The sequence below is a fragment of the Thermoleptolyngbya sichuanensis A183 genome, from assembly GCF_013177315.1.
GTDB classification, from domain to species: domain Bacteria; phylum Cyanobacteriota; class Cyanobacteriia; order Elainellales; family Elainellaceae; genus Thermoleptolyngbya; species Thermoleptolyngbya sichuanensis.
The window spans coordinates 4,416,892-4,433,249 of sequence record NZ_CP053661.1; the positions used below are offsets into that span (position 1 = coordinate 4,416,892).

Below are 16,358 nucleotides of genomic sequence, written 5' to 3' on the forward strand. Positions count from 1 at the left end.
CGTGATGATGGCAGATGTTACGAATTTGAGAGCATGTTTTGCTCTCAAGTCCATCACCATTTGTGATCACAAATGGTGATCGGCAAATGGGCAAGCTTAACAAATAAGTAAGGTCTGACCGAAACGGTTCAAACTCAGCAGTTCAATCTGAAAAGTTTCACCCGATGCTGCGCTAGATCTAGTACGAAGATGCTTCGGCAGGCCCTACTGAAGGGACACTTGCCAAACCTTCACCGTTCAGACCCTACCAAGCCAGACCATACTAAGTCAGACACTAAGTAGATAGACTAGATTAAAAACAGATCCTGAACCCTAGCGCCGCCCGCTGCGCGGGCGGCGCAGGGTTTTTGGGTTTTATGTTTATTAATGTCCACCTACTTACCAAGTAGCAATAGGCACTCATTTTAGTGTGACATGACTTTTTTAAAGTTAAGCTAAATCCTCAATAAAAGATTTTGAAGCGATGAGTTGTAGCAATATTTCAACTTAATTTAATAGCAGTTTCAAAGACTTTTCAATTACGTCTGTTTGACAAGTTTGAGTCCTGTGAATGCTGCTCAGATTTTATAAAAAATTCAGATTCAGGACTTACGCACTTGCGATATGCTCTTTGGGTTTTGGACGATTTCTGGAGGGCGCAGCCTGCGAGAGATCGTCCAACTGCGTAAGTCCTAAGATTATAAAAAACGCAGTAGCACGGCTCATATCAAATCTCCAAAGATCTGCTCCATATAAGAAGGAGCTAGGGAGCATGTCATCTTTGGAAGGAGGTATTTATACGCATAGGCTGTAATGCTCTATCTACGGGCTTTCAGCTACCCTGTTGCGCTATCACTCAAGTTCTGCCTCTGCAAAAGTGACATGCACCCAGGAGCTAGAGCTAGCCGCCATGAGCGGAGTCCTCAAAATCGATATCGCTGAAACAGCAGAAGAACCAAAATGTGGTCTATCTACTTACTTATTTCAGAGCAAAGAAGTTAAAAACAAGAGCGGCATGGAAACGCTTGACTGTCCCATGCCACTCATGATCGCGCTTTGAAAGCAGGCTAAAAACTGGCTGAAAACAGGCGAATAGAATGCGAACCCTCGCTATTCCTTGGTCACCACCACTTTGACAACGCCTTCGTTGTCCTCCAGGTGGGTATCCACAAAGAAGGCATCTAGCTTGGCCGGTTCCAGCACTTCCAGGTGCAGCACGTCATCGTAGCCGTTCAGCGTAGACCAAGTTGCACCGACAGGAACGCCCGTCTTCTGGTTAATCACCTTGCCGTTGTAAATCCACAGGATGACCCACGGTTCGCCGGGATGGCCGACTTCGGCTTTGTAGTCAAAGGCTCCCTCTGCGATGCGGATAGCATATTTGCCGGGGGCCAGGTCGGTCTTGACCGCGATGTCGTTCTGAATGCGGCTGATTTCAAGGTCACTCAGCAGGAAGCAGTTTGCCTTGCTGTCTACCTTCAGGTCGGTGACGGAGGTATAGGTCGGCTGGGTCAAACCGGCGATCGCCGCACCACCTGCCGCCACGCCCCCCAGCACTGCACCCGCCGCCGGAATCCCATCGGCAAACACCGAAGGAACGCGCACATGCTCCGACCGTGCAGCAGGGAGCCAAGTGCCATCGGCAGCGGTGTAGCCCACCTCGGCCAAGTAGTCGCGATCGGGCGTGGCAATGGGCACATGATAATCCTGGTCTAGCTCCGACACGTCATAGGTTTTGACATCGTGGGCGGATTGCTTGTCCAGGTCAATGTTGGTCACGTCATACAGCTTCAGCTTAAAGTCGCGACCCCCTTTCGCTTTCAGGTCTGCCTTTTGCTCGTCGGGCACTTCCCAATAGGCGTAGGCTGTTTTGGAATCGCGGGGGGTTAGCACGATGCGGCCGGTCTTGTCCTTGCCTGCCAGCCCCACCAGCGCTGCCCCAGCGGCCGCCGCACCTCCCAGCACAGCCACGCCGGGGACACGAGCCGCCTGGACGAACTCACGAGTTTCGGGCGTTTCTACCACTGGCGCAATATCAGCCGCTTCCACTGGACAAGCGGGGACGCGCACATGTTCAGAGCGCACTGCCGGAAGCCAAGTGCCGTCGGCAGTGGTGTAGCCCACCTCCACCAGATAATCGCGATCGTCCACGGCGATGGGCAGGTGGCGATCCTGGTCGGTTTCTGCCACGTCAAACATCTGGACGCTGTGCGGCTCCTGACGATTCAGGTCGATGTCTGTCACGTCCAGCAGTTTCAGCTTTAGATCTCGACCACCCCGACGCTTTAGGTCAGCCTTCTGATCGTCCGTCAGTTCCCAATAGGCGTAGGCATCTCGACAATTGTAAGGCGTTAGCACCACACGGCTGCTGGGGCGTACCGGGGGCGGCAGGGGCACGGGCGGCGCGGCCACCACGGGCGCAGGCGCGGCTTTGGGACGAGTCAGCCACCACAGCAAGCCGCCCGCGGCCGCTAGCAGCGGCAACAGCCACCAGGGAAAGCCGCCCCGTGCTGGAGCAGTTTCTGCTGGAGCAGCCGCAACGGTTTCCGTGGGAGTTGGGGTCGGTGTGGGGGAGGGAGATTCAGCAACCGGGCTGGGCGAAGGCGATGCCGCAGGGCTGGCTGCTGCAAACACTTCCTGACCCGGTGCGGTGGTGGCAAATCCAAGCAGGGCTTCGCTGCCGGGGTTCAAATCCTTGTAAACATAGGCGCGGGGCTGGGAGTAGGGATAGCGGGGGTCGTCCGGCAAGGTTTTGTGCATGGGCACGATCTTGACAGCGCTGTTGCCAATGGCCTGATCGGCGATCGTATAGCTGATGCCGTTTTCGCCCAGTTCCGCTGTTACGGCTTCGGTGGTGTCTTCTGCAACCTGCACACCGTTCGCTCCGACTGCAATCGGCCCACCTGCAAACACCTCCTTAAAAACATCGTAGCCACTTAGAGCAAGGCGGGTGTCGCTAGAGTCTGGGCGATCGACAAACTTAATTGGCAGGTTTGGGCCACCCACTTCTGACCAGTTGGTGATTTCGCCCTTAAACATCCGAGCGAATTGCTCAAAGGTGAGGTCGCCGTCAAAGGCGCTGTTGGGGCCGACAATCACGGCAATCTTTTCGCGCTCTAGCTTTTCTTCTCGGAAGCCCTTGGCCCGGTCTGCTTCGGTCAGGGGGCGACCGATGGCCGCAATGTCGATGTTGCCCGCGTCGAGTGCCTCTAGCGCTGGGATACTGCCGCTTTCGGCCAGTTCTACTCTAGACCCGCTGTATTTGCCCTCAAAGCGACCCTTAAGCCCCTCATTGGGGACGCGCATACTGCTGGAGCCATCTACCCGCACGACGGTATCTGCGGGCAGGGAGTCGGGCAGGGTGAACTGGGGCGCTTGGGCAATGACTTGGGAAATCAGCGTGGGGCGGCGATTCAGCGATGCGGCGATCGCATCTGTAGCGGCGGCTAGCGTTAGCACCGTAGCCGATAGTCGAAGGACAGAAGAGTTTAAGCGCATGATTAATCAACCGAAGTAAGTGGGGCAAATGTTGAGAAACTATAATGTTGAGAAACTATTAGGAGATGCAGGTAGGAAATCAGGAAACGTTTAGAAAACAGCCATTGAAACTGCGTGTCATCCTACGAGGGCTACGGGTCGCACTTTTCGCTACAATCCTGCTCAGCGAATCAACCCGAAATCAACGCTCAGAACACTGCTCAGTGAACTCAGCAACACTTAGAAAGCTCAGAAAACTAGTGCTTGGCGACGGTTAAAAAAAGTTCACCCGTGTTGTCTTCTAGATAGGTGTCAAAAAAGAAAGCAGACACTGTAGTCTGCCCTTTGACCTCCAGCGTCACTGCATCTTCGTAGCCGTTTAGCGAAACCCAGGTCGCGCCTACGGAAACCCCCGTGTCTCGATTAGTGAATGGGCCGCCATAGATCCACAGCAGCACCAGAGGCTCACCAGAGTGTCCACTCAGTCCGCGATAGCTAAAGGTTCCACTCTTGATTTTCAGCGTGTAAACACCTGGCTCTAAAACGGTGGAAACCGCAACTTCCTTTTGCAGCTTCTCCATTTGCTCAGGCGTGAAAAAATAGCAGTTCCGCTGACTGTGAACATCCAGTTCGGCGACGACAGTACCCACCATTGCTAACCTCTTGTACTAAAACAAAAACAGCTTGAACTCATTCAAAAATGTCAACTGGCAACTTTACCTGAAGCCATCAAAAAGTAATGAAATCGAGATGATAACTTTTCTTTTTCAAGCGTGGATTATACGGGTTTATGAACTGAGTGTAAAGTTCATAGACGCTGCGTAAGTAGGGAAAAAATCTTCTAGCTCACGCAGCGTCTCTTGCATTTGTTTCACATCCCGACAATCAAACCTAAACCCCTGCTAGCAGGAGACTAGCCGGGAAGCGACATCGAGGATTGCAGCGGGCTGGTGGCAATTTTCCAGATGGACTGGCTGTAGCCACAAATCGCGCGATCGCTCGAAAAGTAGCCCGCCCGCGCCGCCGTCAGGATGGATTTGCGTGTCCAGCCCTCGACATCGCCGTAGGCTGTTGCGACTCGCTCTTGAGCGGCTACATAGGCGGCATAATCTGCCAGCACGCCGTAGGGGTCGCCGTAGAGTAGCCGATCCAGCAGCGGGCGGAACAGGCCGCCGTCGCCATAGGAGAACGCTCCCGACGCGATCTGGTCGATGGCCTGCTTCAGTTCGGGCATCGATTCGTACAGGTGATAGCGGTTGTGGTCGCCTTCGTAGAGCGGCAGGGACTCTGCCGCCGTCCGCCCAAACAGGAAACTGTTTTCTGCGCCGACGGCATCTGCCAGTTCTAGGTTAGAGCCGTCCAGCGTGCCCAATAGCAGGCCGCCGTTGAGGGCGGCGATCAGGTTGCCCGTGGCAGAGGCTTCTGTGCCTGCCGTGGCGATGAATTCCGCCACATCGGCCGCCGGGAAAATCACCTGGCTATTTTTGATGGTGAAGTCTTTGATAAAGACCACTTTGAGGCGATCGCCCACGTCCCCATCTGCGTTCACCGTTTCCGCCACCGCATTGATCAGCTTGATCATCAGCTTGGCTGTGGCATAGTCTGGCGCGGCTTTGCCCGCAAACAGCACGGTACGCGGCGTGAAGGCAGCCCCCGGATTTGCCTTAATCCGGTTGTAAAGCGTCACCACATGCAGCAGGTTGAGGTGCTGGCGCTTATGCTCGTGGATTTCATTCGCTTGTAGGTCAAACAGGCTCATCGGATCCACCGAAAGTCCCCACTGCTGCTGGATGAGTTCCACAAGCAACTGCTTTGCCATCAGCTTGGCCTGTCGCCACTGCGCCCGAAACTCCGCATCTTCGGCATAGGCCTCCAGATCCTTCAGCGTTTCCAGGTGCGTCACCCAGCCGCTGCTCAGCTTTTGGGTGATCAGGTTGGATAGGGGCGGATTGCTCAGCGCCAAGAAGCGGCGCGGCGACACGCCGTTGGTCTGGTTGCTAAATTTCTGCGGCATCAGTTCAGCAAAATCAGCGAACTTTTGCTTCAGCAACTCGGTATGCTGGGCCGACACGCCGTTGACCGCGTAGCTGCTGAGCAGCGCCAGATTCACCAGACGGAAGTGCTTTTCGCCCGCTTCATCCACCAGCGACAGGCGAATCACCTTGCCCTCGTCGCCGGGATACTGCTCGCGCACTGTGCCCAAAAATCGGCTGTTGAGGTCTAGCAGAATCTCGAAGTGGCGCGGGAACAGCTTTTGCACCGTCGGCAGCGAGTAGTGGTTGGAGTCCAACGCCTCCGGCAGCAGGCTGTGGTTGGTGTAGGCAAACGTTTTGCAGGTGATGTCCCAGGCCTGATCCCACTCCAGCCCGTGCCCGTCCATCAGCAGGCGCATCAGTTCGGGAATGGCAATGATTGGGTCAGTGTCGTTGATTTGGATCGTCACTCGTTCTGGCAGGGTGTGGATGCTGCCGCCTGCCTCTAGGTGTCGGCGAATTGCATCTTGCAGCGAGGCAGACACAAAGAAGAACTGCTGCCGCAGGCGCACTTCCCGGCCGTATTCCTCCATGTCGCTGGGATACAGCACCTTGGATAGGTTGGCATCGGTTTCTGCCTTCCACAGGCGCAGCAGGCTGGCCGCGCCAGAGCGATAGCCTGGAATCAGGGTGTCGTAGGGGATGGCGCGAATGGCTTCGTCGGGAACCCAGCGCATCCGGTAGCGGCCATCGACATCCATGTAGGCTTCGCTGCGGCCGCCAAACAGCACGTTCACCGCTGCTTCCGGGCGCTCAATTTCCCAGGGGTTGCCGTTTTTCAGCCATTCGTCCACGACTTCGACCTGCCAGCCGTCGCTGAAGTCTTGGTCGAAAATGCCGAACTCGTAGCGGATGCCGTAGCCGATTGCCGGAATGGTGGCCGTTGCCAGCGAGTCGAGGTAGCAAATCATCAGCCGACCCAGCCCGCCGCGGCCCAGACCGGGTTCTTCTTCCAGCGCGATCAGGTCCTCCAGGGTAATGCCCAGTTCGGCTAGCGAAGTCTGCGCTTCGGGCGACAGACCCATTGCGAACAGATTATTGGCTAGGTGGGGCCCGGGCAGATATTCTGCCGAAAGCTCAATCACCAAGCGATCGCCCAGGGTGGCCCAATCCGTCTCTGGCGTTCTCAGGGCAAACAGGCGATCGCGCACCACGTAGGACAGCGCCATGTACTTGTCCCAGGGTTCTGCCGTGTCCAGCGTCTTGCCGCAACGATGCATCAGCGCGTCCAAAAAGGCTTGCTTCAGCGTTCCATCGGTGGGTTCTACGAGCATTTCTGGAACGGGTTCCACAATGGGTTCCGCAGCGGGTTCCGTGACTGGTTCATTCGAGAGGGCGATCGCAGGCTTAATGGTTTCCGTGACGGGTTCTGCAACGGATTCCATCACGGGTTCCATAATCGGTTCCATCACGGGTTCGATCACTGTTTCGATGACCGTTTCCGTTACTGTGTCAATTACCTCCTCGACTGTTTCCGCCACAGGTTCCGCTACCGATTCCACGATTGGCGCAACGGCTTCTTCAACCGATTCCTTCAGCGCTTCAAAGGAGTCGGCCACGGGCGCTTCGGGAACGGGCTGCTGCGTCAGCTCAATCACCTCTTCCGTGCTGATCAGTTCTACAATTTCGGGTTCCGTCACCGCAGGCGGCTCTACGGGCGCGGGCGCGATGACCTCCGGCTCTGGCGTGACGATGGGAACGGGGGTATAGCCAGGGCGCACAAAGGTTGGGCGCAGTTCCACGACTTTATTAAATGCGGCCCGGGCATCGTCCTCGCGACCCAGCAGCACTAGGGTTTCGCCTTTGCCAATCCAGGCTTCGGTGAGGTCGGGCTGGAGGGCGATCGCCCGGTCAAAGCTTTCGATGGCAGGTTCATGGCGGCCCAGCCCGGCCAGGGCCAGCCCCCGATTCAGCCAGATCAGCGCGTCGTTGGATTCTGCCTCGACGACTTCATCCAGGTAGGGCAGCGCTTCGGCATAGCGGCCACCTTCCACCAGCTTGGAGGCCTGGATAAACAGCGCAGGCACGTCCACCACGCGAGGAGCGACCACAGGCTCCGCAGGAACGACGGGTTCCATCACGGGCTGCGGCGCAACGACGGGTTCTGCGGTGACCGTTTCCGCAACCACAGGCTCCGCCATTTCCGTAACCACAGGCTCCACCTGGGTTTCTGCTTTGGGTGCAGGTGGCGGAACCATTGACGACTGCTGTACATCCTTGGCCGCCGGGCCGCGCTTGGCCAGCCAGCCACCCAGCCAGCGGGCCGCCAGCGCCAGCAGCGCCAGAGGCAGCAGCAGCCACAGCCAGCCGGGAAGTCCACGTCGCTCTGCCACTACAGCATCATCGGCGGTCTGGGCCACGGTTTCGACCACGGGTTCCGCAACTTTCTTGACCCCGCGGCCGGTGGCAATCGCCTTGGCCTCTTCTAGCTTGGCGGCGGCGATCGCCGACTGACCCGTCTCGCCCTGAGCCAGTCCCAGAAACGAGGCGATCGCCGTGCTGCCGTCGCGATAGGCATAGCCACGGGGCACGGTGTAGGGATAAATCGTGTCTTCGGGCAGGGTTTCTTGCAGCACGCCGATTTTCACGGGGCGGGCTTTGGTCTGGTTGGTGAGCTGGCTGGCGATCGCATAGCTAATGCCATCTTTCCCCAGCAGGCGAATCACTTCGGCGGTGTCGTCTTTGTCTAGGCGCACCACGTTGTCGCCCAGCGCCACCTCGGTATTCTGCAAAATGCCGTATTTGCCCAAGGCCAGGCGGGTGTCGCTGTCCAGCGGGCGATCGATGAAGCGGATCGGCCCCGGTTCGCCGCCAACCTCTGACCAGTCGGTGATTTCGCCCCGGAAGATTTGGGCAAACTGCTCAACGGTCAGCACGCCGTCAAAGGGATTGTTTTTGCCAACGATAATGGCAATTTTTTCCAGGCTGATGGGAATTTCCTTCAGGCCCTTGAGCTTTTCGGTGCGGGTGAGGGGACGGGCGATCGCCGCTAGGTCAATGTCGCCCTCCAGCAGTTTCTCAATTGCTGCCTCGGTGCCGCTTGCGTCGATGGTGACTTCGCTGCCTGCGACTTCCTGCTCGTAATATTTCTTGAGTGCCCGGTTGATAGGCAGCATCGTGGGCGAACCGTCGATCCGCACATTCAGATCCTCTGCCAAAACGTCCGCCACCGTGTTGGGGGCCGCCGGACTCAGCGCAACTTCAGCGAACAGTGGGACAGGCTGGAACGGAGCAGTTTGGGCGATTCGCGGAGCGATCTCTGCGGAAATCGCCGCCGGGCCAAACAGCAGAACTGATGCCGCTGTGGAGCAGAGCGCAAGGCAAAACGTTGGGAAAAATCGCTGGGGTCGCATCATCGAAGGTCACCGATAGGATTGGCACTACGGACAAACACTAAGCTGCCTTTCTAAATACAGAAAATAGACGCTCTGAAAAGCAGGCTCCTTAGGCTCCTTAAAAGCGAGTTATTAAAGCAGACACAATATGCAACTTGCAACTTTCCGCCTTCCCTCATTCCCCAACCCTTCCCCGACAGGGTGTCACTGGGTACACCCATCTCGATTGTTTGCATCAGGCTTTGAAAGATCCCCCTTAAATCCCCCTTACTAAGGGGGACTTCCGATCCAGTTCCCCTCATATTTAAGGGGGGTTAGAAGGGATCATTTCCCCTCTTGCTAAGGGGGGCTAGGGGGGATCATCTCTCCGTTTAAGGGGGGCTAGAGGGGATCATTTCCCCCTTGCTTAAGGGGGGCTAGGGGGGATCAGTTCCCCCCTTGCTAAGGGGGGCTAGGGGGGATCAAAGCATCGCCGCTCAAGCCTAGAAGACTGGTGTGTACACAACAGCCTACATGGCGAGTAGGAGAGCCAGAGTGGCTTGAATCCCTCTCCTGCTCTGGGCTTAGAGCCTTCGGCATACCAGAGACGGGTGAGAGGGATCGGCAAAGTTGCACACCTCGCTAAAGCAGTTAAAGCAGTCGTTTAAGCAATAACCTGTGAACAGGCAAGCCCTTTGCGCTTGGACACCAGCCCGGTGCCAAGCTGCTAAAGATACTCTCAGAAAGTATCGGAAACGGTAAGTTCTGCTGGATACACCCCAACCGGGGGCGGTGAAGGTGGGGTGTGAAAAGGATATGACCACAAAAAAGACCGCCTAGGGGCGGCCGCTGCTGGAATAAACCTCTTGTGTGAATCGTTGAGCAGCACCGCCGCTCAACGATTCACGCTCTCAGAAAAGCATTTATGCAAGAGGTCTAATGTAGATGAAAAATGCTTGTTTAGGGGAGACGGCAAGCCTCCAAGGGGTTTAGTTCGATTACCGAACGCCTCCTCCAGGAAAAGCCCCAGAAGGAATAGGGCTGACCTCCGCTTGAACCACGACGATCAGGTCGCGCAACATCTGCGCCATCTCCTGGTTGCCCTGCCGTTCGTAGGCGGCGGCGGCTCGCTCATAGGCAGAAACGATGCTGCGAGCTTCTTCTGGCTTCAGCCGTCTGGCATCGTCATAGAGCAGATTGCCAAGTTCCACGTAGGCTTCGGGGCTTTGCGGGTCGGCACGAATGGCTTCATTGAAGGCGGCGATCGCCCCAGCATAGTCGCCCTCCTGGTTCAACTGAACGCCGCGCGAAAAGGCCAAGTCATAGGCTGTCGCAATCCGCACGTTCACGGTGTAGGTTCCTGCCTGACCGTAGGGCGACTGTGCGAGGATTTTGTACGCGCCGCTGGTCGGTAGCGTCGTGACGATCATTGGGCCACTCGTGCGGCCGTAGTATTCATTTCTGGCGACTTCATCGCCGTTGGGCGCAATCAGCACCACCGCACCCGAAAAGCCGTCCGTGCGGAGGGCGATCGCCACGGTCTGCCCTGCTGTCCCCGCGAAGGTGTGCGTCCCCACCAGAGGTTGCAGGTTTCCTTCCTGGTAGAGAATCCAGCCGTTGGCCAGGGCCCGCTGAAGGGGTAGCCCCAGCGATACGCAACTTAGCCCGGTGGAGAGTGCCAGCAGCAGCCCCAGCCGCTTATATTGAAATCGTTGACTTTTCATAGAAACGTCCTTATCGCTAACCTGGGAATAATCTGGGAATAACCGAGAGAGAATGCGAATGAAGTGCGAATAGACAGGATACAGTCTCGAAATCTTTGATCAGAAGAAGAGCAAGGTGAGAAGAGCGAGGTGATCCTGACTAAAATCGTGACTCAAACGTATTTGGCTCATGTAGCCCTAGCCAGTCTGGATTGGTTTAGCCAGTAGTAGTTTATATAGTCTTGATTCGCGGGAGAGTGGACACTCAGAGTGGTTTCAACAGCGCCCATGATAGTGACAGGATTCACATTCAGGTCTGAAATTTCCTTACAATTCTGGAAATTTTTTGTAAGGAACTCGGTATTTTCCCCCAGTTGACCCAGCCATGAAGCTAGCTTGAAGTCGAGTTAAAGTCTTCAAGTCAGCCTTACCAAGTTAACGTCACCAAGTTAACGTCACCAATCAACGTCACTGAGGGGTTCCTGATGTCGCCTTCCGATCACTCCCTGCTTATAGTGCCCCCTTCTCCCTGCGATTCCGCTATGCTGCCTGTATTGCCCAAGAAAACTGCGTCCATGTACACCCGCGACCGAGTGCGCCTGGATGCGGATGTCTACTATCCCGATGCAGAGGGGCCGTTTCCGGTGCTGCTGATGCGGCAGCCCTACGGACGGGCGATCGCCTCTACGGTGGTCTATGCTCATCCCGCCTGGTATGCTGCCCACGGCTACATCGTGGTCATTCAGGACGTGCGCGGGCGCGGGACATCGGAGGGCGAGTTCCACCTATTTGCCCACGAAATCGAGGACGGAGCCGACACGGTGGAATGGGCCTCCCAGCTTCCCGGCAGCGATGGGCAGGTGGGGATGTACGGCTTTTCTTACCAGGGCATGACCCAGCTCTACGCGGCGATCGCCCAGCCCTCTGCCCTCCGCACCATCTGTCCCAGCATGGTCGCCTTTGACCTCTATGCCGATTGGGCCTACGAAGGCGGAGCCTTTTGCTATCAGAACAATCTCAGTTGGGCGCTGCAACTGGCCAGCGAAACCGCCCGCCGCCAAGGTGACCCAGAAGCCTACGAAGCGCTGTATGCCGTGGCCCATGCGCCGTTTAAGGTCGATCCGGTCTGTCCCCGCTCGGAACTGCTGGAACGCCTCGCGCCCGACTCCTTTTATCACGACTGGCTGAGCAACCCCGACCCCACGGCAGACTATTGGCGACGGCTTTCCCCCAAGACCTATTGGGGCGAGGTCGATTTGCCCATGCTGCATATTGGCGGCTGGTTTGACACACACCTGCGGGGCACGCTGCGGCTCTATCGCTCGATGGCGGCCCGCAGCAGCTATCTCCAGCACCTCTGGGTGGGGCCCTGGGCGCACTTGCCTTGGGGGCGGCGCGTGGGCAGCGTAGACTACGGCCCGGCGGCCAGTTCGCCCATCGACCAGGTGCAGATCCGCTGGTTTGACCAGTTTTTGAAGGGCATCGACTCCGAGCTAATGCACGAGTCGCCGGTGCATTTGTTTGATTTGGGAACTCACCAGTGGCGATCGCTCGGTGCGTTTCCCAATCCGCCCAAGACCCCGCTCTGGCTAGCAGGCAACGGCCTGGCGGCCATGGGCGACGAACACGGTGCGCTAACCCCTCAGGGAGGCGCAGCAGGGACGGATACGGATCGAGGCGCAGCAATCCCCGACAGCTTTGTCCACGACCCGTGGCGGCCTGTGCCCGCGCTGGGCGGACATGCAACTGTGCCGCCGGGCCCGGTCGATCGGTCTGCGCTGGATAGCCGCACGGATGTCGTTACCTACACCAGCGAACCGCTCGCCGATGACCTGCTGATCGCTGGAGAAATTTTGGTAGATGTGTGCTGCAACGCAGACACCTTTAGCTTTGACCTGGGCGCGGCGCTGTCGGAAGTGAAACCCAACGGCACGGTGCTGCAATTCACCCAGGGCTATCTGCGAATTGGCACACACTACCCCGCCCAGCCCGCGCCGCGCTACACAATCGCCCTCCAGCCCACCTGCATCCAGCTTCCCAAGGGCAGCGCCCTGCGTCTCAGCCTCAGCGGAGCCAGTTCGCCCGCCTATCCGGTAAATGCAGGCGGCGGCACGCTCCCTGCTGATAGCCAACTGATGGAGGCACGGGTAATCACGGTGTCGGTGTATTCTGGCACGACGGACACGCCTTCGCGGGTGATGCTGCCTGTGGTCAAGTCTGTGGATTTGTAGAACCTTATATTTTCAGGACTTACGCACTTGCGATAAGCCCTCCGAATTTTAGACAATCTCCTGTAGGATGCGTCCGTGAGAAATTGTCCAACTGCATAAGTCCTAATTTGGTAAAGCGTTGTAGCAGCCGGGTTGCCTAGCTTTCTCAGGTAAGGCACAGACGTTAGGGGTTTTTACCTGAGATCCGGTTGACAAGACGCAGCGGAGCAGACGTGCATGAGCGGCCCGCCAATCCCCTCTCACTACAAACCAAACCAAAACAGGACTTACGCAATCGCAATAAGTTTTCTAGGTTTTGACGATTTTTCGCGGGCTGCGCCCGCGAAAAATCGTCCAATCGCGTAAGTCCTACAAAAAAGAGCCACAGCACACCCGTGCTGTGGCTTCGTCAAAACATGCCTAGCGACTTACAAAACGGCGATGTCACCCGACATCAATTGCGGCTCAAACCTCAGCATCCAGGGTTTCTTCTTCCGCTTCCCTCCGCTTCCGCAGCGCCGCCGCCCCCATCGCCATCAGCCCCGGCAACAGCGCTGGAGTGGGAACAGCTTCTGCGGAAATAGAATATGACCGCCGCTCCCCAGGATTAGTCCAGCGCAACTGAGCAGTTAGTAAACCTTGACCTAGGATGCTCCCTTCAGCATTCCTAAAGTTACCAAACAGCTCAACATCAACTGGACGAAAGTTTCCATTCTTACTGCCGACCAACACTGTGGCACTCGAAAGGTCAAACAATAAATCTGGAGCGATGTCTAAGAAGGCATTCACAGGGACAGAAACGCCTCCCATGAATGTCAAATCCTGGATGGTTCCGACCTTCCCTATGTAGGGCACAAAGCCCCCTGTGCCACCCGTGACTTTAATTTGTCCTGTACCAGAACTAGCTGCAAAATCCAGCTTGTCCACTACTGGGGAAAGCCCGTCGAATCCAGATCCAATAACTAGTACCCCGAAGCCGGGTTCATTGGAAATGTCAATCGTGTCTCCAGGCCTAATAGCAGCAGCCTGTGTAGAGGGAGCAGCAGATAATGCACCCGCCGCAACGACTGCGGCGAGGGCAACTGCCTTCAATCCAAAATTTCTTAAGTTCATAGTTAAAACCTACCTTTATGCACGTTTGTTGAACGTGAACCGTGTTTGCAAACTTCGGTAGGCTACCGGTCTTCTGGTAGAAGACCCGGCAAGACGTGGGATTTTACTTTATAACTCTTCAAAGGGCTGCCTTGAACCAAGGGGGCAGGAAAGCTTTGAGGAGGGCGGTAATGTCGTCCGGTAGCCTGGGTAGCGCACCCCGGACAGAGCAAGAATGGCAGGCCTATTTCCCAAACGTTTTACTGGCTGGGACAGCCTGGGTATGAACAAACCCCTGGTAGACGGTCTAAGAGATGCATCGCAAAAATGCATCACGAAGTGGAGCTTGGTAGACACGGCTAGTTGGAGTCGCGCTATTCACGCCTCCGTGTTTATCCTGACGTGATGGACTGGTAGAAGTTACTGAGCGAGTATCGATTTCATCGTATTTTTACAGAACTGACCCGGTTGCTTTATACAAGGTTTATGTAGATTTCTTTACTTATCTAAACAAATGGAAAAGATGAAGTGGCTTTACAGGAGTGACGGGTGAATCGGGATAAAAGTTCATGTTTTTTGTTGAATATCCGTAAATACCTGGAGCGGGTGGGCTAATTGGAACGCGAGTGGGGGTTGGATAAAACAGTTGGATGAAGGGCGATCGCCCTTTTAACCGGGTCATTGCAGGCCAACTGGGTAGCCATTAAACTGGGTAGGCATCAGATGGTTAAACGTTAAATTATAGAAATATCGCAGTTCATAAATCCTCGACGGCTCTTTATTGGCGCTAGACCGTTTGCCCCTCTATGGCAAAACCCCGACCTCCCCGACGCAACGGTTTTTATCGAGACGACACAGTTGGGAGCATTCTCAACAAGCTGCCGCCAGAGGCAAAGATTTGGGTAGAAAGCCTGCCCTGGCACCAGCGGCGTTACGTACTGTCGCTGTGTCACCTGATGTGTGCAGCATCGCCAGAGGTGCAGGCGGAGTTTCTGGACAACTACACGGCCGATGGGCTGGTGTCGCGCAAGCTAGAGGACAAAGAAACCGAGCAGCGGGTACGAGACTATCTCAAAGAATTTCGCATTGCCACCGAGCTGGACGCAGGCGTGCTGCGACGCTATATCCGCCAGTTTTATGTGCATTCTGCTCAGGATGCACGACGGCAGCCAGATTTATACCTGGAATCGGCGCTGCGGCTGGTGTTCAGCACGGAGGAGCGCAACAACGTATTTAGCTATGTGCTGGGCTTTGAGCTGCTGAAAATGATGTTTCGCATGAGTTGGTATCAGCATGAAAAGCTGTACCGCCTACAGCGCAACCAGGATGACTTTATTGCCACCTATATTAAGCCGATCCAATATGCTCATCGGGTCAACAGCATTGTCGTGCCCAAGGATGAAGGCGTGTTTTTTGCGCGGCGAAACTATTTTGTGCAGGAGCCAGAAATTCCCGAAAAGCGGCTGATTGAACTGGTGATGGCGACGTTTACTACGGATGTCGTTTCAAACTTTGGCTTTTCGCTGATGCGCCACCCGAATTCACTCATTTTTGACTACGACCACATTTTTGACCTGGAACAGGACGTGATTTTTGACCTGAACGCAACAGAGTAGCGATGCAAGGTGAGGTTTAGGCTGGGGACGCTGGTGTGGGAATCTCTGTCTTGGGGCGCAGGCCCCTTCTGAGAGATTCCCCGTCAAATGGGAATACTTTGGGGAAAGCGCCCTCTGGGTTTTTACCCATCTCCTGCGTCTATGTGGCATCGGCTCCGAAACTGGTTCTATAGCTTGCGTAGCTACACGGCCCTGCGTCCTGATCTGGCAATGCGGCGGCGGGTGGTGCGATCGCTCCAGCGGCGGACGAGCCTTAGCCCCCAGGAATGGTTTCACACCTACGGCAAATCGCTGGGTATCGCAGAAGCGGTCGTCAACTTTGCGGCTCATCAGTTGGAGCAATATTCGGGATTACCCTTTGGGAAACTGCTGCCGGGCGATCGCCTAGAAGCGGATTTGCACTGGACGCAGGTGTGCTGGTTTGACTGGGAACTATCCTTCTATGAAGATGTCCAGCAGACCTTCGAGGTGTTTCTAGAAGGGGATTTGGAGGAACTGCTAGAGGGAACGCTGGGCAACTTTCTAGTGTGGTTGACGAAGCAAGTTCCGTCAGAATTGCTCCAGGCAGACCCCTTACCTAAGGACTTGCCCAAGGACTCGCCACAGAACCCGCCACAGAACCCGCCAAAGAACCCGCCACAGAACCTAAAGCCCAAGCACCTAAAACTGCGATCGCCCAGCTAGCCAGTCTTGCAGCAAGGCCAACGATGGTTCGGCCCAGACCATTGCTCATTGCTCGGCTCAAGGGATGCAGGCTGGCTGCTAGCCCGTCCCCTCGCCTCTAGAAAACTTTTGCCTCCAGAAAACTTTCGCCTCCAGGAAACTTTCGCCTTCAGGAAACCTGAGGAAAGCCTGGGATTGCCATTGACGATCTTCAGTGGGCCCACCCATAAGGTCTGAAACGCTTGCAAAACAAGGGATATGGGATGCTAGA

General features: G+C 56.0%; 9 protein-coding genes. 4 read left to right on the top strand and 5 right to left on the bottom strand.

Annotation, left to right across the window (positions count from 1 at the left end):
* Positions 1 to 1,089 precede the first annotated feature (1,089 nt).
* From HPC62_RS18350 to HPC62_RS18365, 4 genes are all read right to left on the bottom strand, one after another.
* Positions 1,090 to 3,477: a DUF4912 domain-containing protein gene (locus tag HPC62_RS18350; protein WP_172357973.1), complete on the bottom strand. Its 2,388-nt coding sequence runs from the start codon at positions 3,475 to 3,477 to the stop codon at positions 1,090 to 1,092.
* 236 nt (positions 3,478 to 3,713) lie between these two features.
* Positions 3,714 to 4,109 carry a hypothetical protein gene (locus HPC62_RS18355; RefSeq protein ID WP_172357974.1) on the bottom strand — a complete coding sequence of 132 codons (396 nt, stop codon included), beginning with the start codon at positions 4,107 to 4,109 and terminating at the stop codon, positions 3,714 to 3,716.
* Between the two features lie 260 nt (positions 4,110 to 4,369).
* A complete protein-coding gene (gene glgP / locus HPC62_RS18360; RefSeq protein ID WP_172357975.1) occupies positions 4,370 to 8,845 on the bottom strand; it encodes a glycogen/starch/alpha-glucan family phosphorylase in 4,476 nt (1,491 codons plus the stop codon).
* 956 nt (positions 8,846 to 9,801) lie between these two features.
* On the bottom strand, positions 9,802 to 10,527 hold the full coding sequence (locus HPC62_RS18365) for a tetratricopeptide repeat protein (protein ID WP_172357976.1): 726 nt from the start codon (positions 10,525 to 10,527) through the stop codon (positions 9,802 to 9,804).
* Between the two features lie 521 nt (positions 10,528 to 11,048).
* Here HPC62_RS18365 and HPC62_RS18370 point away from each other — a divergent pair.
* Positions 11,049 to 12,737: a CocE/NonD family hydrolase gene (locus HPC62_RS18370; RefSeq protein WP_172357977.1), complete on the top strand. Its 1,689-nt coding sequence runs from the start codon at positions 11,049 to 11,051 to the stop codon at positions 12,735 to 12,737.
* Between the two features lie 444 nt (positions 12,738 to 13,181).
* On the opposite strand, the gene HPC62_RS18375 is transcribed toward HPC62_RS18370, so the two are convergent.
* A complete protein-coding gene (locus tag HPC62_RS18375) occupies positions 13,182 to 13,829 on the bottom strand; it encodes a PTPA-CTERM sorting domain-containing protein (RefSeq protein ID WP_172357978.1) in 648 nt (215 codons plus the stop codon).
* Between the two features lie 262 nt (positions 13,830 to 14,091).
* On the opposite strand from HPC62_RS18375, the gene HPC62_RS24010 reads away from it, so the two are divergent.
* The 3 genes from HPC62_RS24010 (at position 14,092) to HPC62_RS18385 (ending at position 16,108) form a co-directional block, all read left to right on the top strand.
* A complete protein-coding gene (locus tag HPC62_RS24010) occupies positions 14,092 to 14,214 on the top strand; it encodes a hypothetical protein (RefSeq protein WP_255548755.1) in 123 nt (40 codons plus the stop codon).
* A 400-nt stretch (positions 14,215 to 14,614) separates the two neighbouring features.
* Positions 14,615 to 15,424 (top strand): cobyrinic acid a,c-diamide synthase, encoded by an 810-nt coding sequence (locus HPC62_RS18380; protein ID WP_172357979.1) that lies wholly within the window; start codon positions 14,615 to 14,617, stop codon positions 15,422 to 15,424.
* A gap of 141 nt (positions 15,425 to 15,565) precedes the next feature.
* Positions 15,566 to 16,108: a hypothetical protein gene (locus tag HPC62_RS18385; protein WP_172357980.1), complete on the top strand. Its 543-nt coding sequence runs from the start codon at positions 15,566 to 15,568 to the stop codon at positions 16,106 to 16,108.
* The last annotated feature ends 250 nt before the right edge of the window (positions 16,109 to 16,358 follow it).